Raw genomic sequence first — 22,589 nt, forward strand, 5'->3', positions numbered from 1 at the left:
CTGTTCACCCTTCCGCTTTTAATTCTAATAGTAAATCTCTTAATTCAGCTGCACGCTCGAAATCTAACGCTTTTGCTGCTTCTTTCATCTCTGCTTCCATCTTCGCAATTGTTTTTTCACGCTCTTTTTTCGTCATCTTCTTAGCTGGCGCTGCTTCATATGTTTCCGGTTCTTCAGCAGCTGTCGTTGCACGGATAACATCACGCACGCCTTTTTGAATCGTTTTCGGCGTAATACCATGCTCTTTATTGTAAGCTTCTTGTATCGTACGACGACGCTGCGTTTCTTCAATCGCAATTCCCATCGACCTTGTTATACGATCTGCGTACATAATTACGCGGCCGTTTTCATTACGTGCCGCACGACCAATTGTTTGAATTAATGAACGCTCTGAACGCAAGAATCCTTCCTTATCAGCATCTAAAATAGCTACAAGTGATACTTCTGGAATATCTAATCCTTCTCGTAATAAGTTAATACCAACAAGTACATCAAACTTACCAAGGCGAAGGTCACGAATAATTTCAATACGTTCTAACGTTTTAATTTCAGAGTGAAGATAGTTCACTTTAATTCCTACATCTTTTAAGTAATCCGTTAAATCCTCTGACATCTTCTTCGTTAAAGTCGTAATTAATACACGTTCATTTTTTGCAATGCGATCTTGAATTTCTCCTAATAAATCATCAATTTGTCCTTCAATTGGTCGTATATCAATTGGTGGATCTAAAAGTCCTGTTGGACGAATAATTTGTTCTATTACTTCTGGTGACTGCTCTAACTCGTACGGTCCTGGCGTTGCCGAAACGTAAATAACTTGATTCGTTTTCTCTTCAAACTCATCAAACGTAAGCGGTCTATTATCTAAAGCTGATGGCAAACGGAATCCATGATCCACAAGTACTTGCTTACGTGCTTGGTCCCCGTTATACATCGCTCTTACTTGTGGCACGGATACGTGTGACTCATCCATAACGATTAAGAAATCTTCTGGGAAATAGTCTAATAACGTATACGGCGTTGCACCCGCTGGACGAAGTGTTAAATGACGGGAATAGTTTTCAATCCCTGAACAAAATCCCATCTCGCGCATCATTTCTAAATCATAACGTGTACGTTGCTCTATACGCTGCGCTTCTAGCAACTTGCCATTATCATTTAATTCCTTTAAACGCTCTTCTAATTCTTTTTCGATATTTTCAATAGCGACCTTCATTTTTTCCTCACGTGTCACGAAGTGAGATGCTGGGAAGATTGCTACATGATCACGTTCTGCTAATACTTCACCTGTTAACGCATTTACTTCGCGAATGCGATCAATTTCATCGCCGAAAAACTCAATTCGAATACAATGCTCATCAAGTGATGCTGGGAAGATTTCAACTACATCTCCGCGCACACGGAATGTACCACGCTTGAAATCAATGTCATTACGTCCATACTGCACATCAACAAGCTCACGAAGCAATTGATTGCGGTCCTTTTCCATACCAACTCGAAGTGAAACAACTAACTCACGGTATTCTTCTGGGGAACCTAAACCATATATACACGAAACACTCGCAACAATAATTACATCATCCCGTTCAAATAGTGCAGATGTTGCTGAGTGACGCAATTTATCAATTTCATCATTAATCTGCGCATCTTTTTCAATGAACGTATCTGTTTGCGGTACATACGCTTCTGGCTGATAATAATCGTAATAACTAACAAAATATTCAACTGCATTATTCGGAAAGAAATCTTTCAGCTCACTATATAACTGTCCTGCTAACGTTTTATTATGAGCCATGACAAGTGTTGGCTTCTGCACTTCTTTAATGACATTTGAAATCGTAAATGTCTTACCCGTTCCTGTCGCTCCAAGCAACACTTGCTTTTTCTTTCCACTATTAATTCCCTCTACAAGCTTCTCTATAGCTACCGGCTGATCACCTTGCGGGGAATACGCTGAAATAATTTCAAATTGATGTTCCAAGTATAATCCGACCTCCTCATAAAAATCTGTATTATTATTTTACCACGAACGCCCATAAAAAACCTAAAAAAACGAACAGATATTCGGTAAAATTTTCGACAATATATACATAGAAAAAGGAAGGAGTCAAAACTTCCTTCCTCTACTAACTCTATTTTTCAGGTACATATAATAAATCATATCCATTGCGCCCATTTTCATTCACACAGTCTATTAACCTATAAGCCGTTTGTAATTCACGCTGCTCTTTAACAATCCTTTTACAGCTATCTTCATCTATATCTGTATGATTACCAGCAAATCGATCTTTCCTATTATCTAACATATGAATTATTTCTGTTCCACTATACTCTAACGTTTGAAAAATCGGATCACCTTCATGTGTATAATGTACAATTCTTATTTTATCAACTTCCCCTTGTTCTACATTCAAAACAAACTTTTCAAATTTATCTAGATTAGAAATTCCTGCTGCCTTTACAATGACATCATTCTTCTTATCAATTGTAATGTTAGGTTGTGAGCATGCTACTAAACTAAAGAGAAGTAGGCATATAAAACCACTTCTTTTTCCTATTGTCATCCGCTCCTATAAAAATCATTTGTATACTGCAAAAGCTACTTTCCTCTACGAAAGTAGCTTCTCTTTTCCTTTTTCCTTCTTCGGGAAAAGAACATATGAAAATGAAATAACTGTATCCACTAAAAGTATAATCGCCCAAACTTGGCTAACACGACTTGCTTTTTCATTTAAAACAATCCCCGTTTCTAACCAATTATGCCACTGTTCAAACGGGACAAAACCGTACAGAAAGAAAAAGAAAATATGCACAACAACGAATAAAACAAGATGTAATACCCAATTTTTTATTTCCTGCTTCGCATAAGCCATACCTGTTAATTCTACGTGTTCTTCCATAATTGGCGCTGGTTCATTCCGCCATTTCGCAACTAGCTTTTGCGCAAATATATCAAGCTTCTTCAAATCCTTTTTTCCGTAGAAAACTGCATAAAATAAAATGATTACAGTAATGATCTGAAAGTTAGAGAACTTCCCTGTTTGATAATAATCCACTACTCCTAAGGTTAAAATGAACACTTCATTTAGGAGTAGTACAATCCCCATAATAAAGCTCGCCTTCTTCAAACGGAATCCGTAACGAAGTAAAAAGAAACCGATAGCCGATAACCAAAATACAATTTCTGCCCCAATTAAAAAATACCAACGATATTCTGCGAGTATACTCATTTATCCCTCTCCTTTTCATCATATATACGAAAAGCTTCATCCATATACAATAAAAGTTCTTCTTCAATTGGATACATGCTCATTTTCTGTGAATCTTCCTTCGACTTTCTAACTTCCCATAACTTATCTAAAAACGCCTCATCACCATTAGCCATTTCTAAACACTTCTGCATTAACCTCTTCGTTGCCCCTTGTACCTCATCACTTGCAGTTTCTTTACCATCTTTCATAAAAGTGCGAAACTGCTTTAATAAATCTACCCACTCTAAAACATTCGGATCTTCTTCACTCATATTTGGCAAATTATGAAGTAATTTTTGTTCTTCCTTTGAAAATACTTCATTTTGAAATATTTCACGTATACGAGACGACTGTTTCGAAAGCTGAATCAGTTCAAACATAACTTTCCAATCAAGTTCTCCCTCCACATCTACTGAATAAACAACAGCTTGTAAAACACGCTCCATTCGATTGAATTTCTTTTGTTCTTCCTGTACAAATCGAAGTTGTTTTTCAAGTGAATCCTTTAAATTAAGCTCACCTTTTACTAACATATTCGCAGACTCTTTTAATGAAAATCCCATTTCCTTTAAAAATAAAATCTGCTGCAGACGTATTACATCAGCTTCACTATATAAACGATGCCCACCTTCTGTTTTCCCGCTCGGCTTTAATAAATCTATTTGATCATAATAACGTAATGTACGTACTGTTACCCCTGTTTCTTTCGTCAATTGTTGTATTGAAATCACTACCATCACCTCTTCCACTTCATTATAAAAGATGACGTTACGTAACTTTCAAGACTTTTGTAAAAAAAATACAAAAAGCTGTTTATACTCTTTGTATAAACAGCTTTTACGGAAATAATCCTTTTTGTACAGCGCGCCCACAAAATAAAATAAGTGCTCCAACAACAACACTCGTTGCTGTTTTATGATAATGAGCTGAAACTAATAAATAATATGATAAACCTACAGTACCAAGCATAATACAAATACTTGGTACTGGATTACGAGAGAAGTTCTGCATTCCCCAAAACAAAGCAAAAATAGCCGTAGCGACACACAATACCGGTAATCCCATCCCAGTTCCCCTTTTTTCTATCTATTCCTTGTTGCTAACACACTCGTCGATGCCATACTTATTAATAAACCAAAAATAGCAATATATAATAACTCATTTACATGTACGACTTGCCTATCTAAATACTTATTTACACAAAGATACATAATGAACAAAAAAACGAAGCTTGTCATACTAATCGTAAAATATGACTTCATCTTGTTCACGACTCGCTCATCAATCGACGGCACTCCCTCTTCTTTCAAACGCTTCTGTTCTCTATATTCCGCAATGCCATATAAAATGACTAGTGCTACATTCGATATGAAGATTGTTCCCCACGAAATACTTAAAATCATTAAACTCGCATTTAAAATAAGACCTGCTAAAAATAAACTTCCTATGAACCGTGTAATATCTTGTTTACTCATACATGATCGACCTCTTTTTGATTTCTATATTTCCACTTCGGCCAATAGTTCACAAGAAAATACACCCACTGCCCTAGTACAAACAAAACAAACGGCATACCAGCATTTCCATCAACAATTAAATTATACAAACTCCATATCGCTAAACTAATCGTAAAAAATAACCCTACATATTTAAACGCTTTATCTGACTGAAATCTCTCAAACTCATCTTGCATTTTTCATTCCTCCTATCACTATGCTCGTTTCCCTATCATGACTCCTATGATGAGACTACCCGCAAATAAGGAACTACATATCATAAATATTTCTTGCACTGGTATAACAGCTCTGCCTATCGCTTTACTCGCAACAATATAAACAATAAGCAATAGAAATGCGAATACAAATGAGACATTTACATATTTTTTTATATTTTCATTTACTCGCTCATCTATATCCGGAAGTTCTTCTTTTCTGTACTTACGCTTTTTGTAATACGCATACACTAACAAAAATACAATTGCTAAAACGTTACTCACTACGAGCGGTAAAATTGGTATAGCCGGGTTCATAATATGAACTACAATGTCTCCCAAAAACAATCCAAAAGTCGCACCGATCAATAACTTTTTAGTATCGTTCATTTTTTCTCCCCTTACTCTAGCGTAAATATTTCCTCCACCTTCACCCCAAAATATTTGGCAATTTTCAGGGATAACTCTAGACTCGGATTATAATGATGGTTTTCAATCGCCACAATTGTCTGCCGCGTCACCTGCATCGCCTTTGCCATTTCAACTTGCGTTATATGATGTTGCTTTCTTAACTCTTTTATTGTATTTTTCACACCCATAAGCTCCACCTTCGAAAGTAAAGATATCTTTACTTTAATTATAAATATTTTCCAGTTACAAGTAAAGATATCTTTACAAATTTTAGAAAAACGTTTCACTGAGCATCTTCTCTAACAACGTACAAGCAAGCGTAACTCAATTTTTATCGGCAATTTTTTTAATATATCGACATCCGTAGCACTATAATCATAAGAAAAAGCTGCCCCAAGTACCTTTGGGAGCAGCTTTTTCCTACTACATAAATCCTAACGCATATACAAGAACGTATCCAAGAATAGAAAGGCAAACCGAGCCGATCAGCCCCGCCATGAATGCTTTACTTCCTAACTTACGGAACGTTTTAAACTCTACATTTAAACCAAGCCCCGCCATCGCCATTGCAATAAGCATATAAGCAATGACAACAATGTATCCAGCAACAACTTCTGGTATAACCCCGAGCGAATGCACTGCACTCATCGCTAAAAATCCGAAGATGAACCACGGAATTGGAAGGTCGCGCCACGATTTTTTTTCCTCGCTTCCTTCACTCTTACCAAACCATAATCCAATTAAAATCGCTACTGGCACAAGCATTGCTACGCGCGTTAATTTCACGATAACTGCGATGTCTACAGCCGTACTTCCTCCTGGCGCCGCAGCTGCGATGACATGAGCGATTTCGTGCAGCGTCGCACCTGAGAATACACCGTAACCGTACGGTGAGAAGCCGAGCACTGGGTATAATAGCGTATAAATAAGTGTAAATATTGTACCTAAAATTGCAATAATCGCTGCGCCGACTGCCGTTTCCTCATCTTTCGCCTTCACTTGCGGCGCAATTGCCACGACCGCAGCCGCGCCGCAAATTGCAGTTCCGCACGCTGTTAAAATCCCTAGCTTCTTCTCTACTTTAAATACTTTCGTTAGTCCATATACAACGAAAATCGTAAATGTAATAACAACCGCTGCAATGACCAATACTTTCGGCCCTGCCTTCGCAATATCAACAAGATTTAATCGCATTCCAAGTAAGATAATCCCGAAGCGAAGTAACTTCTTACTCGCAAAGTTCGTTCCAGCTATCGCTTCTTGCGGGACTCCAATTGCCGCACGCCAAACCATCCCAATTAGAATAGCAATTACTAATTGTCCCATAATATTTAAAAACGGAAGCTCTGCTAAATATTTCGCAGCAATTGCGATTAATAGTGTAATCCCAATTCCTTGCGAAAATCCAAAGCCCTTCTTCTTTTGTATAACAAGTGTTTGTTCCATTTTGAACCACTCCAATAATCGTATTGGAACATGCATGTTCTTTCTACTTACATTATAAGAGAGTTTCTATAATAAGTTTAATATCAATATTGAATCTCTATCATCACAAATACTTATGATAAGATGAAAGAAAAACGAAAGGAGCCCATTACATGAACGTAGACATTTTAAAAATATTTGTTACTGTCGTTGAACAGAAACACTTCTCCCGTGCAGCAGAATTATTAAACCTTTCACAACCTGGCGTAAGTATGCATATACGCAACTTAGAAAACGAATTTGGAACTACACTCATTCAGCGCTCTCCGAAGCACGTTCAAGTGACGGAGGCTGGAAACATATTATATATCCATGCAAAGCAAATGCTCTCTCTTTATGAAGATGCTAAGCAAGAAATTAACGAGCTACATAACGTTGTAACAGGAACTCTTCGCATCGGTGCTAGTTTTACAATTGGTGAATACTTACTTCCAAAAATACTGGCTAACTATGCGAATGAAAATCCACACGTCGAAGTTCATACTTTTATCTCAAATACAGAAGATGTTTTGCAAAGTCTTCGCTCTAATCAAATTGATATCGGCTTGGTGGAAGGGCAAGTCGTATACGCCGATGTTGACGTTGAAACGTTTATGCAAGATGAAATGAAGCTCGTCGTCCCGCCAAATCATCCACTACTCCACACAAAGGAAATAAATGAAAGCACACTCCAAGATCAAGTATGGGTATTAAGAGAAAGTGGTTCTGGTACACGCGCTTATAGTGACCGCTTTATTCATCAACACCATTTAAAACTGAAGCGCTTCTTTACATTCAGTAGTATCCAAAGCGTGAAGGAAGCTGTTAGTGCCGGACTTGGCATCGCTATCCTTTCTGATTGGACCGTACGGAAAGAGTTACTGGCAAAAGAGCTATTCCACGTTGAAGTTCCAAATGAACAACTCATCCGTCCATTCTCCATCGTGCGCGGCAAATATTTTATTCCATCTAAAGCTATTCAAGTGTTTTTAAATCATGTAGATTCCTTTGCGAAAAAACAGGGTTGACCTTCACATTAGTGTGAAGGTTTACAATACATGTAAAAGGAGTGAAACACATTGCGAATTGGAGAGTTATCAAAAGAAACCGGGGTTAGCGAAAGATCACTAAGACATTATGAAGAAAAGGGATTACTCCCTTCTAAGCGCCTCGCAAATGGCTACCGTGATTTTGATGAAAGTGCCATCGAAAAGGTGGAGCTTATTCAAATGTACTTACAAATTGGCTTAAATTTAGAAGAGACGGAAAGGATGCTGCGCTGCCTCGAAATAGAGCCGCACCTGTACGAAAATCCTTGCAGCAGTATCCTTACGCTTTATGAAGATAAACTCAATGAAGTAACGAAACAAATCTCATTACTTTCCAGCATTCAAACGAATTTGCAAAAACACGTTTCACTCCTAAAACAAACAAAAGAAAAGGAATGATTACATGTTTGTTATACATGGCAGTTCAAGACAAAACGGAAATACAGAAGCTTTAACACATACGATGATCGATGGAATCGAAACAGAACAAATTTACTTGCGAGACCGTACAGTCCATCCTATTACAGACCAACGTCATGATGCAAAAGGATTCCAGTCTGTAAACGATGACTATCAACATTTAATTGAACGCATGCTAGAGCACGACACAATTATCTTTGCTACACCGCTATACTGGTATGGAATGAGCGGTCATATGAAAAACTTCGTCGATCGTTGGTCACAAAGTTTGCGTGATACATCCCTTCATTTCAAAGAAAAAATGAAAGACAAAAAAATGTACGTTGTCATCGTTGGCGGAGACAATCCAAAGCTGAAAGCATTACCGCTTATCGCTCAGTTCCAATACATCTTTGATTTTGTTGGTTCATCATTTGAAGGGTATGTTATTGGGGATGCGAATGGATTGGACGAAATTAAAAATGATGCTGAAGCACTAGCAAAGGCACAACTGTATAATAACGAATTCAAAAATCACAAGCAAAAATAACTTTGACAAACCATTTTGTATACGCATACAATAAAAGTAACATTATGAAAGGAAGGTACTTTGACCAATGAAGTTCTAATTCTCTTATTTATTTCATCCATCACAAATAGTGAACAAAAAATGATGAAAACTAGCAGGGGATTAGTCTGTCCATTTGTCGATACTTTCTTTCGAAACGATCATGTAAAAAAATCGTTTATTTATGTACGATTTTTACATGCAAGGGCGACGTTTATCCTCTCTAGTGAAACTAGGGAGTTTTTTTATGACTATTTTATTCGCACTCAATATTGAAAAGAGCTTTGGTGATCGCACACTATTTACGTTACCGTCACTAGAAATTCAAGCGCAGGATCGCATAGGAATTGTCGGGGTCAACGGTGCTGGTAAATCTACGTTATTACAAATATTAAGTAAAGAAATAGAAGCTGACACTGGCATAGTAACTCATCATAGTTCTATCAGCATCATTCCTCAGCTTAGCGAGGAATTACCGGAAACCGCTTCTTCTCTCGCAAAGGGAAAATGGAGTATTTCAAATATTACAGATGCAATGAGCGGTGGTGAACGAATGCGGCTAAAGATCGCCCATGCTCTCGAACAAGATGCAGGCATTTTATTCGCTGATGAACCAACAAGCCACTTAGATATGGTCGGTACAGAGCAATTAGAAAAAGCACTTTTATCTTATAAAGGGGCTCTTGTTTTAATATCGCATGATCGTGAATTTCTAGATAATATATGTACAAAAATCATTGAAATTGAAGACGGCATGATTCAAGAGTATAAAGGAAACTATTCCAACTATCGAAAGCAAAAAGAACGTGAACGAATACAAAAACAAGCAGAATATGAGCAATATATACAAGAAAAAAATCGTTTAGAGCAATCAATTTCACAAAAAAAGCAACGTGCTTCTAGCATGACAAAAATACCAACTCGGTTCAGTTCATCTGAATCTAAACTTTATAAGTTAAGCGGGGCTCATGGGCAAGAACAGGTTAGCAAAGCAGCAAAAGCATTAGAAACACGTCTCGAAAAACTAGAAAAGAAAGAAAAACCAAAAGATCTTTCTCAGGCTCAGTTTGACGTGCAATACCATACACCCATTCATAGTAAAGTGGCAGTACAGTTCAATAAAGCAACAAAGAAAATAGGCGACCGCACACTATTTAAAAATATGAATGGAACTATTGCCCCTAGTGCAAAACTTGCTATTTTAGGTGCAAACGGAAGCGGCAAAACAACTGTGTTCAACATGCTTCTCTCAAACGAGCGTGGCATTCAGCTTTCGAAGAGTTGCAAAATTGGATACTTTGAACAAACACTATCCATTTTAAAAACAGATAAAACCATTTTAGAGAACGTTCTAGAAGAAACCAACTATACAGAAGCATTCGTTCGAACAATACTCGCCCGGCTTCTATTCCGTCGTGAAGATGTTCATAAACCTGTGCATGTCTTAAGTGGCGGCGAACGAATGAAGGTTGCGCTCGCAAAAGTATTTTTAGGAAACTATAATATGCTCCTACTCGATGAACCGACAAACTATTTAGACTTAGCGACGCAAGAAGAATTAGAAAGCATGTTACAAGAATACCCTGGCACAATACTTTTCATTAGCCATGACCGTGCCTTTATTCGCTCTGTTGCCGACCATATTCTACAAGTAGATGAGAGTGAACCTAGAGTATTCCACGGTAATTACGAGCAATACACCAAAAGAACGACTGGGGATTCTGTAAACGTTACTGAACAAGAATTATTACGATTACAAACAAAACTAACAGAAATCATCAGCCGAATTTCCATACCAAATCATCACGATGACATCACGTCTCTCGAACAAGAATACGAAACATTATTAGTTCAAATACGAAAATGTAAAGAAGCGCTCTAATGTCTTCCCTATATATCGACAAGGCCTTCCGCATTTCCCAAGAAATATTTGAACTTCGACATGATAACAAAAAAGCCGTGCATCAGCACGGCTTTTTACTTTAAATACGGACAGCAGTTCCGCTCACTGCAACCATTAGCATCCCCTCGCGAACTACTTCGTAATCCACGTCGATACCAACAATTGCATTCGCATTTTTTTGTCTTGCGAAAGTTTTCATCTCTTCCATTGCAATGTCGCGTGCTTCTTTTAATTTACTTTCATAAGCACCTGCACGACCGCCGACAACGTCACGAACAGAGGCGAAAAGGTCACGAACGATATTCGCGCCCATAATCGCTTCTCCATTGACGATATCGATATACTCAATAATTTCTTTCCCTTGAATTGTAGACGTTGTTGTTACAATCATACTTTATAGCCTCCCATATAAGATGTTCATCTACTTATATGATGTGCTAATTCAGTACAAATTATATTTACGAACTAAACTGAGCTTCGTATAACCTACTGTATCCTCCGCCTTGCTCAATTAATTCTTCATGTGAACCTTGTTCTGCAATACCATCTTTATTTACAACGACGATACGATCTGCATTTTTAATCGTTGCAAGTCTATGAGCGATAACTAATGTTGTACGACCGACAGATAGTTCAGCAAGTGATTTTTGAATTGCTAGTTCCGTCTCTGTATCTAGTGCAGAAGTTGCTTCATCCAATATTAAAATTGGCGGGTTTTTCAAGAACATACGAGCAATCGCTAGACGCTGCTTCTGTCCTCCTGAAAGTTTCACGCCGCGCTCACCGATAACAGTATCTAAGCCGTCTGGTTGTGAGTAAATTAAGTCTTCTAACTGCGCACGTTTTACCGCCTGCCAAATTTCAGATTCTGACGCCTTTAAATTTCCGTAAGCAATATTTTCACGAATCGTTCCTGAGAATAAAAACACATCTTGCTGCACAATTCCAATTTGCTTACGAAGTGAAGATAACGTCATATCTTTCGTATCAATACCATCAATTTGGATTGACCCAGACGATTGTTCATAAAAACGTGGGAGTAAACTACATAACGTTGTTTTTCCAGCTCCTGATGGTCCAACGAACGCAACTGTTTCACCTGCATGTATTTTCAAGCTAATATCATTTAAAATCGGTTCTTTGTTTTCATATCCGAATGTAATGTTGCTATATTGAATATCACCATGTACATGTTTCACTTCCATCGCATCTTTAGAGTCTACAATGTCTGGCTCTGTTTCAAGAAGCTCTACATATCTCTTAAAACCAGCAATCCCTTTCGGATAGCTTTCGATTACTGCATTAATTTTTTCAATTGGGCGGAAGAAAATATTCGTTAATAGAACGAATCCGATAAATCCACCGTACGTTAATTCACCTTGCAGAACAAACCATGTACCGCATATTAAGACGAAAAGCGTTACGAGACGCATGAGCATATAACTAATTGACGAATTTAACGCCATAATTTTATACGCCATTAATTTGGTTGTACGGAAACGAGCGTTATTTACAGCAAATTGCTCTTTCTCAAACTTTTCATTTCCGAATGCTTGTACAACGCGGATACCACCAACATTGTTCTCAATACATGCATTGAAATCAGCAACATCTGAGAATAAACGTCTAAACGTACCTGTCATTTTTTTATTGAAGTAAAGCGCTAACCATAATAAGAATGGAATAACGAAGAACGTTAATAACGCTAACTTCCAGTTGATCATCATCATAAATGAGAATGCCCCAACTAAAGTCATAACAGCGATAAATAAATCTTCTGGCCCGTGGTGAGCAATTTCTCCAATTTCCATTAAGTCGTTTGTAAGGCGTGAAATTAAATGACCTGTTTTATTATTGTCAAAAAATCTGAATGATAGCTTTTGAATGTGATCAAATAATTTCTGCCTCATATCCGTTTCAATGTTAACCCCAAGCATATGTCCCCAGTATGTAACGACATATTGTAAGCCTGCATTTAATATATACACTGCAAGTAAACCGAAACAAGCCCATAAAATAAGCGTCCAGTTTTGTCCTGGTAATAACTTATCAATAAATTGATTTACGATAAGTGGGAAGCCAAGTTCTAGTAACCCTGCGACAACCGCGCAAGAAAAGTCGAGTATAAATAAACCTTTATACGGTTTATAGTAAGAAAAAAATTTACGTAGCATATTTCCCCTCCATTTTCCAAAATTAAAAAGACTCTCTAAATGATAACCATTATCAAATAATTATTCAAGTTATTCGTCTATGAAACTTCAAAATTCAAAATAAGGTTTGCGATAGTTGTCGTTTTTTGCCGGAAAGTCGATATATTGGAATAATCGCTGATATATTTTCAGTTGCGCCGATATAAATTTCAGTTACTACTAACTCCGCCCGCCCAACAACAAAAAAGGATATCACCACAAGGTGATACCCCACTTCTATTACATCGCTTCTGAATCCCATTCGTGCTCCTGCTGAACAAACACAACACCTAATTCATGATGTCCTCCGGCGTATAATGCCGTTTGAGCAAGGCGAAGCTCTCCATTTGTATCTAATACTTCTAACTTACAAAATGCTCCTGTCGTCTTCGTTTGAAGCGCATCATAAAATTCCTCAGCACTTCTTGGAATGACTCCATTTACTTTCGTAATCACTTCTCCAGGCAGCAAATTCAGCTCTGCCCCAATTGTATTCGGAATTGTATCTAATACAACAAGTCCATCATTACGTGCAGCGAAATACGCCGGTCTTGTCTCATCGGCAATTTTTTCTTGCATGGAAATCGTGAAACGTCCAAGCATCGCAACTCCCATCGCGATAATCGCAAGTACATGCCACCAATAACTTGCGATTCCTAAAACAAGCACAAGTCCTGCTAATCCGTACACACGTCTTCCTGTAAATAATAAAGCTTCCGTTGGCTCATAACTTCTAATCCTTCTCATAAATCCAATTAAAAATGGAACGAGGAATAGAGAATATGTATCTGAACCTATTGAAACGACAGGCCACCATGAAATAAATTGTGTTACCGCGTCACCTGGTACAAGAATAAAAATAGGAACGATCCATAAACGCTTTGATTCGTGTAAACCAATCTTTAATCCGCGCTTACCCTTCCTAATCTTCGGCGTCGAATATCCTACTGCATTTTTAGAAACCAACAAACCCTCTACAACGAGCATGACGCCTAGTAAAATAGCAAGAGATACAATCGTATTCTCTTCACCCTCTCCAAGCTGTAAGAAGGAAACTGGTAGCTTAGAAGATAATAGAACGCATACAATCGCGATACTAAACGTATAAGCTACTGATAAATATCGATACATAGCAGTTAATCCAAATAGAAACGTCCATAATAAGATGACCCATAAGCTTGCTTTAGAAACAACAAGTCCAAGTCCAATCGTAATAATAGATACGATTAATCCGTATTTAACTCCTGCAAATAGAGATGTTCGCAGTTCAAACCAAATATCATAAACTTTAAAGGAAAAATCCTTTCGTTCACGTAACATACGTAAGTATCCAACGAAGATACTACTTATTAAAAATACATAGACAGCAGGGTGTAAGAAAAAACGTCCAACTGCCCGCATTATTTCAAAAATCCATGCCTCCACGAACCCATTCACCACCATTTATATCATTCTTTCTTTTTATATTATCATAACTGGACAAACGTTTGTTTAACACAAAAAAATACAGGCAACAAACTGCCTGTATTTCACTTTACCCCACTTTAATGGGCAGTAAGACCCCCACCTCAAAATTCAGCGAAAGCAAAGAATTTTGGTAGGGGTCGGGCTGCCCATAAAAGTCCGATTGGTTCAACTAATAATCAGTGGGGGATGAAGAACCCCCCGCTGATTAAAGTTTCACTTTATTTCGCTATTAATTTTAATGCCGATTGTAATTGTAAATCATTTTCTCCAGAACGGATTTTTTCAATAATTTTAGTTTGAATCGCCTCAGCTGTCTTTTTATCCAGCTGTCCTGTCGCTTCCATCTCATTCGCATTTTGGAATGCTTTCAGCCCTGATTCTGTCTCTTTACTAAAGTATCCATCTTCACGTCCCGGTACATATCCTAGGCTCTTAAGCATTTCTTGCGCGTGTTTTACTTGCACATCATTTGAATTGTATGAAAGTGTTTTTTCAATTTGAATTGGTGTAGCATGATAATAATCTGGTTGCTTCACTTCTACTGTTGGCGCGATTCCTTTTTTATGAATCCAGTTTCCATCCGGTGTTAACCATTTAAACATCGTTAATTTAATGTTGCTACCATCTTTAAATGGAACAGCTTGCTGAACAGTGCCTTTACCAAACGTTTTTTCACCAACTAAATCGTAACCTTCTCCCTCTTTTAGCGCACCCGCTAAAATCTCTGAGGCAGAAGCACTTCCGTTATCAATTAATACTGAAATTGGATATGGCTTTTTCTCTTTCAGTTCCGTAGAGAATTTCTTTTTCTCACCATTTCGTTGCTCTACTTGTAGCATCGGCTTTTTATCCGTCATAATTTCCCCTAGTATCTCTTCTACACTATTTAAGTAGCCACCAGGATTACCACGCACGTCAATAACTAAGCCTTTGATATTTTTCTTCTCTAACTCTTTTAACTGATCCTTAAATTCTTTCGCCGTATTTTCAGCAAAAGAAGTGATTTGCATATAACCGATATCTTTTCCACTCTCTTGTTTCACAGAACTAAACACTGTGAAGATTGGAATTTTTTCACGCTTAATTTTAAATACAATCGGATCAGCTACTCCTGCACGCTTAATTTCAATCGCGACAGTCGTACCTTTTTTACCACGAATCTTTAATACTGCTTCTTCACGTGATAAATCTTTCACACTATTTCCATCTACAGATAAAATTTGGTCATTCGGTTTAATTCCAATCTTTTCTGCCGGTGAGCCTTTAATTGGAGATACGATAATAAGCTTACCGTCCGTTTTGTTCACCTCAGCCCCAATCCCCTCTAGCTCAGGATCAAGTGATTCACTAAACTGTTTAGCCGTTTCTTTATCCATATACGTGGAATAAGGGTCCTTCAGCGTAGACAACATACCTTGTATTGCACCTTCGACTAACTTGTCATCCTTCACGTCTTCCACATAACGTGAATCAATTAGTGCATACGCCTCATTAATTTTTGCCAAATTCCCTTGCGCGGTGCTAGCGTTTCCACTCGAAATTGTTTGCGTTACTTCTGCTGGGTTAACCCCAAATAAAGACATACCTGCAAACATTCCGCCAGCACCAATTAAAAATGCAACAACCATTCCAATAATTGCAACTCTACGTTTCAATGCGGAATTCCCCTTTCCAAAACACACAGGTGGTGTAGCAAAAGGCATCACACAGTGTGTGATGCCTTTACCTATTTCTACTATATGATAAGCTTGTACGAATTATGTTTGCAACTTTTTATACTTTTAAGAAGCGACGAATTGACATTACACTTCCCCACATACCGATTAAAGCCCCGATTAACACTAATAAACCAGCTAATTGGAACACGAAAGGACTGTATGGTAGAAGTTCGAAAATTGTTCCGCCAAGTTTTTCGTTAAACACACTTTGTAGTGAATTATACGTAACTAGAATTAAGCCAATTGGAATAATTGATCCTAATACTCCTAAGAATAATCCCTCTAATAAGAACGGCCAACGAATAAACCAGTTTGTTGCACCTACCAGTTTCATAATTTCGATTTCTGTACTACGAGCATAAATTGTAATTTTAATTGTATTAGAGATTAAGAACATCGCTGTAAATAAAAGACCTGCAATTAACGCAATACCGATATTACGTCCTGTTTTTACAGTATCAAATAATTTTTCAACTTGCCCTTTACCATATTGAACATTACTTACAAACTGCATTTTTTCAATCTTTTTCGCGATTGTCGCTGTATCTGTTGGTTCTTTTGCTTTTACAACGAATACGTTTTTAAGTGGGTTATCTTGTTCAAATAACTCAAACGTTTTTCCGCTATCACCTAAGCTTTTAATTAAGCGTTTTAGCTCTTCTTCTTTAGAAGAATATTTAATAGATTCTACTTTTGCAATCTTACTCATATCATCTTCTAATTTCTTTTGATCAGCCTCTTTTGCTGCTGGATCAATGTGTACACGAATCTCTACATCTTGCTCTACTTTCGTCGCAAAATGGTTCATATTCATAATCGCTGTTAAAAAGACACCTACAAGTAATAATGTAACTGTTACTGCACTAACAGAAGCAAACGTCATCCATCCGTTACGTGATAGATTCTTTACACCTTCTCGCAAATGTCGACTAAGGGTCTTAGCCTTCATATCCGTATCCTCCCTCAATCTCATCTCGAACAATTTTTCCGCCTTCAATCGCAATTACACGATGACGGATTGTATTTACGATATCTGCGTTATGTGTCGCCATAACGATCGTTGTACCGCGTTCATTGATGCGTGTGAAAATCTTCATAATATCAAGAGCTGTTTCAATATCTAAGTTACCTGTTGGCTCATCGGCAATTACAACCTTTGGTCTATTAACAATTGCTCTCGCAATCGCAACACGTTGCTGCTCTCCGCCTGAAAGTTCACTTGGAAGTGCGTCTGCACGATCTTCAAGACCTACAAGACCTAAAACTTCTGTTACACGCTCGCGAATAGCTTCTTTTTCTTCTTCAATTACCTCTAAGGCAAACGCAACATTCTCATATACCGTTAACTTAGGTAGCAATTTAAAATCTTGGAAAATTACGCCTAATTGACGACGGAAGTATGGAACATCTCTTTCTGCTAATGTTTCAATAACAAGTCCATTTACATTAATTGATCCTGTAGATGGCTTCTCTTCACGATACATCATTTTAATAAATGTAGATTTCCCGGCTCCACTCGGTCCAACTACGTATACAAACTCACCTTGTTTAATGTTAACTGTGAGACCAGCAATGGCTTTCATACCATTCGGGTACTCCTTATAAACATTCGTCATTTTTATCATTATTTATCACCCAATACTTAATGATTTTTTTCGAAATACTTTTCTGTACATCTAAAAATAAAAGATAACCTTTTATTCTCGCTTAACCACTCTTGTTGAAGGTAGTCTACTTACAATCTTTTTATAAGCAATACTACTATGTAATATATTTCAGCAAAATTCTACAAACCCCATTGTAACATCAAACGGTTTCCAGTTCGGATACAATTTTGTTACAGTTATGTTACACTCCAAAAAAAGGAAACGAGCTGTCATAATTCTTATCCAAAATCATTTTGGGATAAGATTATGTAATCAACTCGTCCATTTTACCCTTTTTATTTATGTTCAGCTAACCACTCAGCTACTTTTTTCGCATCCTCACCTTGAATAATTCCTGGTGACATGGAACCGCGACCTTTTTCAATAATCTTTTCAATCTCTGCTGCATCATATTTCTGTCCCACTTTTCGTAAATCTGGTCCAGTTGCTCCCGATAAATCTTTCGCATGACAGCCTATACAACTTTTTTGGTAAATTTGCTCTGCGCTATCCGTGCTTGCAGATTGTTTCGAAGGCTTACTCTCTTCTTTATTTCCACATGCTCCTAAAGCAAAAACAACTGATGTTCCTAGCGCAATAGCCAACAATTTCTTTTTCACTTCTATCGCTCCCCATTGTTGATATTCTTTTCATTCCTAACACACTCATTTTCATTATAAGCATTATCTTTATATAGAAAAACTAAGGTATATTTCATATTCTTCAAAAATACAGTAAGAACCCTGATAATATAAAGCTTTCATAAGTTGTTTCAATTCTGTGAACAACGTAAAAACTTCTATAAAGAATTCTTTTTGAACAGAAAATCAGAAAAGTTCTGTTAAAGTCTTACTCTATTGCCGCTCTGTTTTACTATTCTCTTCTTTTTACAAAACAATATACAACATTATATGCTACATATAATCCCATCAAAAAGAGAAGTTGTCGTTTCCAACTTCTCTTCCTCTTTACTTCATTTATAGAAATAAAATCAAATTCTTTATATCCTCGATTACCCTCAGCATACGCCGACAACTTTGTTGGCTTTTTTTCGCTTATTAGATACGAGAACGTAAGTAAGCATCAATAAATGGATCAATTTCTCCATCCATAACTGCTTGCACGTTACCAACCTCTGTATTTGTACGGTGGTCTTTCACAAGAGAATACGGGTGGAATACGTAAGAACGAATTTGGCTACCCCATCCGATTTCTTTTTGTTCACCGCGAATTTCATCTAATTCTGCTTGTTGCTCTTCTAATTTCTTTTGGTATAATTTCGCTTTTAACATTTTCATCGCGTGCTCACGGTTTTTAATCTGTGAACGCTCTGACTGACATGTTACAACTGTGTTTGTAGGTGTATGTGTAATACGAACTGCTGAGTCTGTCGTATTAATATGCTGTCCACCTGCACCACTTGCACGGTACGTATCAATTTTCAAGTCCTCTGAACGTATTTCAATTTCAACTTCATCATTGAACTCAGGTACAACTTCACAAGATACGAACGATGTATGACGACGGCCTGAAGAATCGAATGGTGAAATACGCACAAGACGATGTACACCTTTCTCTGCTTTCAAGTAACCGTAAGCGTTATGACCTTTAATTAATAAAGTAACACTCTTAATACCAGCTTCATCACCTGGTAAATAGTCAACCGTTTCTACTTTAAATCCACGTTTTTCAGCCCAACGTGTGTACATACGTAATAGCATAGAACCCCAGTCTTGTGACTCTGTTCCACCAGCACCTGGGTGTAATTCTAAAATCGCGTTATTTTTATCATAAGGATCGCTTAGTAGTAACTGAAGCTCATACTCATTCATTTCTTGAATTAAGCCTTTCACTTCCGATTCAAGCTCTTCATGTAAATCTTCATCATACTCTTCTTTTAAAAGCTCATGCGTGATTTCTAAATTTTCGAATGTTTCATCTAACTGACGGAACTTTCCAACCATCTCTTTCAGTGCATTAGCTTCGTTAATTACAACTTGTGCGCCTTGTTGGTCATCCCAAAATCCAGCACCCATCATTGTCTCTTCTAATTCTGCAATTTGTTTTTCCTTAGTAGGAAGGTCAAAGAGACCCCCTAAAAGCCGCTAATCTCTTAGCCATTTTCTCTAATTCTTGTCTAATTTCTACTAATTCCATTTCCTTCACCTCTATGTAATTGCTGTTACTTTCGTATGAAAACAAGGGAAACTCTCTCCACTTACTAGGGAGAGAGTTTAATCCTTTTTATTATAATTTGCAAAACAAGCTGAATTCAGCAGCCGCATTTTTTATTAGCTTACAATGCCACAGCAGTTTTTATATTTCTTGCCACTACCACATTTACATAAATCGTTACGGCCCACTTGGTCACCTTTTACAACTGGTTTTTTCTTCGCCTCTTCGCCATCACTAGATGGATGAACAGCTTCACCTTGGACAACTTCTTGACGCTCTAAGTTTTGTTCAATTTCAGCTTTCATAATGTAACGAGAGATTTCCTCTTCAATAGAAGCAATCATTGACTCGAACATTGCGAATCCTTCCATTTGATACTCACGAAGTGGATCAATTTGACCGTAAGCACGTAAATGAATACCTTCACGAAGGTGATCCATCGCATCAATATGCTCTGTCCATTTCGTATCTACTACACGGAATACAACAACTTTTTCGAACTCACGCATTTGCTCTTCTGGCAGAAGCTTTTCTTTGTCGTTGTAACGCTCTATTAATTTCGCGATAATCGGCTCGCTCATTTCCTCTGGAGCAAGACGACGTAACTCTTCTTCTTTTACATCGCCTTCTTGCAGAAGGTTTGTATTTAAGTAGTCAACAAGACCTTTAATGTTCCAATCTTCTTCAATTTCCTCTTGAGTATGAAGCGCAACAGCACGTTCTACCGTAGATTTCATCATACCTTCAATAATACTGCGTAAGTTCTCAGAATCCATTACTTCTTGACGCTGTTTGTAAATAACTTCACGTTGCTGACGAAGTACATCATCGTACTGCAGTAACTGCTTACGTGCATCATAGTTATTTCCTTCTACACGTTTTTGTGCAGATTCTACCGCACGAGAAACCATTTTACTTTCAATTGGCTGTGAATCATCCATACCAAGACGATCCATCATCGCTTTCATATTGTCAGAACCGAAGCGGCGCATTAGTTCATCTTCCATAGACAAGTAGAACTGCGTTACACCAGGGTCCCCTTGACGACCAGCACGACCACGTAACTGATTATCAATACGACGACTTTCGTGACGCTCTGTACCGATAACTGCTAGACCAACGTTTTTAATATCGTCTCCAAGCTTAATATCCGTACCACGACCAGCCATATTCGTCGCAATCGTTACAGCACCTTTCATACCAGCTTCTGCAATGATATCTGCTTCACGCGCATGGTTTTTCGCGTTTAAAATGTTATGGCGTACACCTTTACGTGTTAACATTTTTGAAATAAGCTCTGACGTTTCAATTGCAACTGTACCAACAAGAATAGGTTGCCCTTGTTTATGACGATTTACAATATCCTCAACAACTGCATTGAATTTACCTTCCATTGATTTGAAGATTAAATCAGCACGGTCATCACGAATAATATCTTTGTTCGTTGGAATTACGATAACATTCATATTGTAAATACTACGGAATTCTTCTTCTTCCGTTTTCGCTGTACCAGTCATACCAGATAACTTTTCATACATACGGAAATAGTTCTGGAACGTAATTGTTGCGAGTGTCATACTTTCATTTTGAATTTCTACGCCTTCCTTTGCTTCAATAGCTTGGTGTAAACCTTCGCTATAGCGACGACCTTTCATAAGACGACCAGTGAATTGGTCTACAATTACGATTTCGCCTTCTTGTACAACATAATCTGTATCAAGATGCATAACAACGTGTGCACGAAGCGCCTGATTAATATGGTGAAGAAGTGCTACATGTTTTAAATCGAATAAGTTTTCAATATGGAAAGCTTTCTCAGCTTTCGTAATACCATCTTCTGTTAACATTACATTTTTCGTTTTCACATCAAATGAATATTCTTTTTCATTTTCTAATGTACGAACGAATGCATTTGCAAACATATATAGCTCTGTTGATTTTTGTGCTTGTCCTGAAATAATAAGCGGCGTACGCGCTTCATCGACTAAGATAGAATCGACTTCATCGATAATAGCAAAATGAAGTGGACGCTGAACGCACTGTTCTCTATATAAAACCATGTTGTCACGTAAGTAATCGAATCCAAGCTCATTATTTGTGCTATACGTAATATCAGCAGCATAAGCCTCTTGTTTCTCTTCGCGTGACATACTGTTTAAGTTAATTCCTACTGTTAAGCCAAGGAACTCGTGAAGTTGTCCCATTTCGTTCGCATCACGTTGTGCTAAGTATTCATTGACTGTAACAACGTGAACACCTTTTCCTGTTAAAGCATTTAAATATACAGGTAATGTAGATGTTAACGTTTTACCTTCACCCGTTTTCATCTCAGAGATATTCCCTTCATGTAAGGCAATACCACCCATTAACTGTACGCCATACGGACGCATTCCAAGAACACGAGTCGCAGCTTCACGAACAACCGCAAAAGCTTCAGGTAGTAGATCATCTACTGTCTCACCTTTTGTTAGACGTTCTTTAAATTCAAGCGTCTTTCCTTTTAATTGTTCATCAGTTAAAGGCTTAATAGATGACTCTAATGCATCAATTTGCTCAACTGTCTTCTGCATACGTTTAATTTGGCGTTGATTTACATCAAATACCTTTTTTAAAATACCGATCATAGGAAATACGC

Annotated in this window: 23 protein-coding genes; 4 read left to right on the forward strand and 19 right to left on the reverse strand. The window is 37.6% G+C overall.

Annotation, left to right across the window (positions count from 1 at the left end; genetic code table 11):
* Positions 1 to 4 precede the first annotated feature (4 nt).
* The 10 genes from uvrB to MHB74_RS25570 form a co-directional block, all read right to left on the reverse strand.
* Positions 5 to 1,981, reverse strand: a complete 1,977-nt coding sequence (gene uvrB / locus MHB74_RS25525) for an excinuclease ABC subunit B (protein ID WP_061679311.1) — start codon at positions 1,979 to 1,981, stop codon at positions 5 to 7.
* Positions 1,982 to 2,132: 151 nt separating this feature from the next.
* On the reverse strand, positions 2,133 to 2,564 hold the full coding sequence (locus tag MHB74_RS25530) for a DUF4362 domain-containing protein (RefSeq protein WP_061679312.1): 432 nt from the start codon (positions 2,562 to 2,564) through the stop codon (positions 2,133 to 2,135).
* 45 nt (positions 2,565 to 2,609) lie between these two features.
* Positions 2,610 to 3,230 carry a hypothetical protein gene (locus tag MHB74_RS25535; RefSeq protein WP_061679313.1) on the reverse strand — a complete coding sequence of 207 codons (621 nt, stop codon included), beginning with the start codon at positions 3,228 to 3,230 and terminating at the stop codon, positions 2,610 to 2,612.
* The gene (locus MHB74_RS25540) at positions 3,227 to 3,988 is read right to left on the reverse strand and encodes a MerR family transcriptional regulator (RefSeq protein WP_061679314.1); all 762 of its coding nucleotides are present in this window, start codon (positions 3,986 to 3,988) and stop codon (positions 3,227 to 3,229) included. The genes MHB74_RS25535 and MHB74_RS25540 overlap by 4 nt, the downstream gene beginning before the upstream one ends.
* 100 nt (positions 3,989 to 4,088) lie before the next feature.
* Positions 4,089 to 4,316 (reverse strand): hypothetical protein, encoded by a 228-nt coding sequence (locus tag MHB74_RS25545; RefSeq protein ID WP_000524124.1) that lies wholly within the window; start codon positions 4,314 to 4,316, stop codon positions 4,089 to 4,091.
* Positions 4,317 to 4,333: 17 nt separating this feature from the next.
* On the reverse strand, positions 4,334 to 4,726 hold the full coding sequence (locus MHB74_RS25550) for a hypothetical protein (RefSeq protein WP_061679315.1): 393 nt from the start codon (positions 4,724 to 4,726) through the stop codon (positions 4,334 to 4,336).
* Complete coding sequence (locus MHB74_RS25555) at positions 4,723 to 4,944, reverse strand: hypothetical protein (RefSeq protein WP_029440982.1); 222 nt, start codon at positions 4,942 to 4,944, stop codon at positions 4,723 to 4,725. The genes MHB74_RS25550 and MHB74_RS25555 overlap by 4 nt, the downstream gene beginning before the upstream one ends.
* Positions 4,945 to 4,962: 18 nt before the next feature.
* Entirely contained in the window at positions 4,963 to 5,352 is a 390-nt protein-coding gene (locus MHB74_RS25560; RefSeq protein ID WP_061679316.1) for a hypothetical protein, read from the reverse strand.
* Between the two features lie 11 nt (positions 5,353 to 5,363).
* The gene (locus MHB74_RS25565) at positions 5,364 to 5,561 is read right to left on the reverse strand and encodes a helix-turn-helix transcriptional regulator (RefSeq protein ID WP_061679317.1); all 198 of its coding nucleotides are present in this window, start codon (positions 5,559 to 5,561) and stop codon (positions 5,364 to 5,366) included.
* A gap of 235 nt (positions 5,562 to 5,796) precedes the next feature.
* Positions 5,797 to 6,819, reverse strand: coding sequence for a YeiH family protein (locus tag MHB74_RS25570; RefSeq protein ID WP_061679318.1), 1,023 nt, complete (start codon positions 6,817 to 6,819; stop codon positions 5,797 to 5,799).
* A gap of 152 nt (positions 6,820 to 6,971) precedes the next feature.
* On the opposite strand from MHB74_RS25570, the gene MHB74_RS25575 reads away from it, so the two are divergent.
* The 4 genes from MHB74_RS25575 to abc-f all read left to right on the forward strand — a co-directional run bounded on the left by MHB74_RS25575 (position 6,972) and on the right by abc-f (position 10,735).
* Positions 6,972 to 7,865 (forward strand): LysR family transcriptional regulator, encoded by an 894-nt coding sequence (locus tag MHB74_RS25575; protein WP_061679319.1) that lies wholly within the window; start codon positions 6,972 to 6,974, stop codon positions 7,863 to 7,865.
* A 51-nt stretch (positions 7,866 to 7,916) separates the two neighbouring features.
* The gene (locus tag MHB74_RS25580; protein ID WP_001219207.1) at positions 7,917 to 8,285 is read left to right on the forward strand and encodes a MerR family transcriptional regulator; all 369 of its coding nucleotides are present in this window, start codon (positions 7,917 to 7,919) and stop codon (positions 8,283 to 8,285) included.
* A 4-nt stretch (positions 8,286 to 8,289) separates the two neighbouring features.
* Positions 8,290 to 8,835, forward strand: a complete 546-nt coding sequence (locus MHB74_RS25585; protein ID WP_061679320.1) for a flavodoxin family protein — start codon at positions 8,290 to 8,292, stop codon at positions 8,833 to 8,835.
* Between the two features lie 265 nt (positions 8,836 to 9,100).
* Positions 9,101 to 10,735 (forward strand): ribosomal protection-like ABC-F family protein, encoded by a 1,635-nt coding sequence (gene abc-f / locus MHB74_RS25590; RefSeq protein WP_061679321.1) that lies wholly within the window; start codon positions 9,101 to 9,103, stop codon positions 10,733 to 10,735.
* Between the two features lie 100 nt (positions 10,736 to 10,835).
* Here the strand turns inward: abc-f and MHB74_RS25595 are convergent, their stop codons facing one another.
* From MHB74_RS25595 to secA, 9 genes are all read right to left on the reverse strand, one after another.
* Complete coding sequence (locus tag MHB74_RS25595) at positions 10,836 to 11,147, reverse strand: heavy metal-binding domain-containing protein (protein WP_000637523.1); 312 nt, start codon at positions 11,145 to 11,147, stop codon at positions 10,836 to 10,838.
* A gap of 67 nt (positions 11,148 to 11,214) precedes the next feature.
* Positions 11,215 to 12,930, reverse strand: coding sequence for an ABC transporter ATP-binding protein (locus MHB74_RS25600; protein WP_061679322.1), 1,716 nt, complete (start codon positions 12,928 to 12,930; stop codon positions 11,215 to 11,217).
* Between the two features lie 258 nt (positions 12,931 to 13,188).
* Complete coding sequence (locus MHB74_RS25605) at positions 13,189 to 14,373, reverse strand: PDZ domain-containing protein (RefSeq protein WP_132133416.1); 1,185 nt, start codon at positions 14,371 to 14,373, stop codon at positions 13,189 to 13,191.
* A 260-nt stretch (positions 14,374 to 14,633) separates the two neighbouring features.
* Entirely contained in the window at positions 14,634 to 16,070 is a 1,437-nt protein-coding gene (locus MHB74_RS25610; RefSeq protein ID WP_081110349.1) for a S41 family peptidase, read from the reverse strand.
* Positions 16,071 to 16,188: 118 nt separating this feature from the next.
* Positions 16,189 to 17,082, reverse strand: a complete 894-nt coding sequence (gene ftsX / locus MHB74_RS25615) for a permease-like cell division protein FtsX (RefSeq protein ID WP_061679326.1) — start codon at positions 17,080 to 17,082, stop codon at positions 16,189 to 16,191.
* Complete coding sequence (gene ftsE / locus MHB74_RS25620) at positions 17,072 to 17,758, reverse strand: cell division ATP-binding protein FtsE (protein ID WP_071724655.1); 687 nt, start codon at positions 17,756 to 17,758, stop codon at positions 17,072 to 17,074. Before ftsE ends, ftsX begins: the two co-directional genes overlap by 11 nt.
* A gap of 317 nt (positions 17,759 to 18,075) precedes the next feature.
* Positions 18,076 to 18,399: a cytochrome c551 gene (gene cccB / locus MHB74_RS25625; protein WP_000727965.1), complete on the reverse strand. Its 324-nt coding sequence runs from the start codon at positions 18,397 to 18,399 to the stop codon at positions 18,076 to 18,078.
* A gap of 438 nt (positions 18,400 to 18,837) precedes the next feature.
* Positions 18,838 to 19,936 (reverse strand): peptide chain release factor 2 gene (gene prfB / locus MHB74_RS25630; RefSeq protein ID WP_097863750.1). Its coding sequence is split into 2 segments (ribosomal slippage): positions 18,838 to 19,863 and positions 19,865 to 19,936, totalling 1,098 coding nucleotides; the frame shifts between segments, so codons are not numbered across the junction.
* A gap of 134 nt (positions 19,937 to 20,070) precedes the next feature.
* Positions 20,071 to 22,578: a preprotein translocase subunit SecA gene (gene secA, locus MHB74_RS25635; RefSeq protein WP_061679328.1), complete on the reverse strand. Its 2,508-nt coding sequence runs from the start codon at positions 22,576 to 22,578 to the stop codon at positions 20,071 to 20,073.
* Between the last annotated feature and the right edge of the window lie 11 nt (positions 22,579 to 22,589).

The organism is Bacillus sp. FSL K6-0069 (genome assembly GCF_038007785.1).
Classification (GTDB): domain Bacteria; phylum Bacillota; class Bacilli; order Bacillales; family Bacillaceae_G; genus Bacillus_A; species Bacillus_A mobilis.

Bases quoted from the DNA above. Each gene is read 5' to 3' on its own strand.
- ftsE (WP_071724655.1), bottom strand. From the start codon at position 17,758: ATGATAAAAATGACGAATGTTTATAAGGAGTACCCGAATGGTATGAAA.
- MHB74_RS25585 (WP_061679320.1), top strand. From the start codon at position 8,290: ATGTTTGTTATACATGGCAGTTCAAGACAAAACGGAAATACAGAAGCT.
- abc-f (WP_061679321.1), top strand. From the start codon at position 9,101: ATGACTATTTTATTCGCACTCAATATTGAAAAGAGCTTTGGTGATCGC.
- MHB74_RS25600 (WP_061679322.1), bottom strand. From the start codon at position 12,930: ATGCTACGTAAATTTTTTTCTTACTATAAACCGTATAAAGGTTTATTT.
- MHB74_RS25565 (WP_061679317.1), bottom strand. From the start codon at position 5,561: ATGGGTGTGAAAAATACAATAAAAGAGTTAAGAAAGCAACATCATATA.
- MHB74_RS25540 (WP_061679314.1), bottom strand. From the start codon at position 3,988: ATGGTAGTGATTTCAATACAACAATTGACGAAAGAAACAGGGGTAACA.
- MHB74_RS25575 (WP_061679319.1), top strand. From the start codon at position 6,972: ATGAACGTAGACATTTTAAAAATATTTGTTACTGTCGTTGAACAGAAA.
- MHB74_RS25595 (WP_000637523.1), bottom strand. From the start codon at position 11,147: ATGATTGTAACAACAACGTCTACAATTCAAGGGAAAGAAATTATTGAG.
- MHB74_RS25560 (WP_061679316.1), bottom strand. From the start codon at position 5,352: ATGAACGATACTAAAAAGTTATTGATCGGTGCGACTTTTGGATTGTTT.
- MHB74_RS25535 (WP_061679313.1), bottom strand. From the start codon at position 3,230: ATGAGTATACTCGCAGAATATCGTTGGTATTTTTTAATTGGGGCAGAA.
- MHB74_RS25555 (WP_029440982.1), bottom strand. From the start codon at position 4,944: ATGCAAGATGAGTTTGAGAGATTTCAGTCAGATAAAGCGTTTAAATAT.
- MHB74_RS25570 (WP_061679318.1), bottom strand. From the start codon at position 6,819: ATGGAACAAACACTTGTTATACAAAAGAAGAAGGGCTTTGGATTTTCG.
- ftsX (WP_061679326.1), bottom strand. From the start codon at position 17,082: ATGAAGGCTAAGACCCTTAGTCGACATTTGCGAGAAGGTGTAAAGAAT.
- MHB74_RS25545 (WP_000524124.1), bottom strand. From the start codon at position 4,316: ATGGGATTACCGGTATTGTGTGTCGCTACGGCTATTTTTGCTTTGTTT.
- secA (WP_061679328.1), bottom strand. From the start codon at position 22,578: ATGATCGGTATTTTAAAAAAGGTATTTGATGTAAATCAACGCCAAATT.
- MHB74_RS25530 (WP_061679312.1), bottom strand. From the start codon at position 2,564: ATGACAATAGGAAAAAGAAGTGGTTTTATATGCCTACTTCTCTTTAGT.
- MHB74_RS25550 (WP_061679315.1), bottom strand. From the start codon at position 4,726: ATGAGTAAACAAGATATTACACGGTTCATAGGAAGTTTATTTTTAGCA.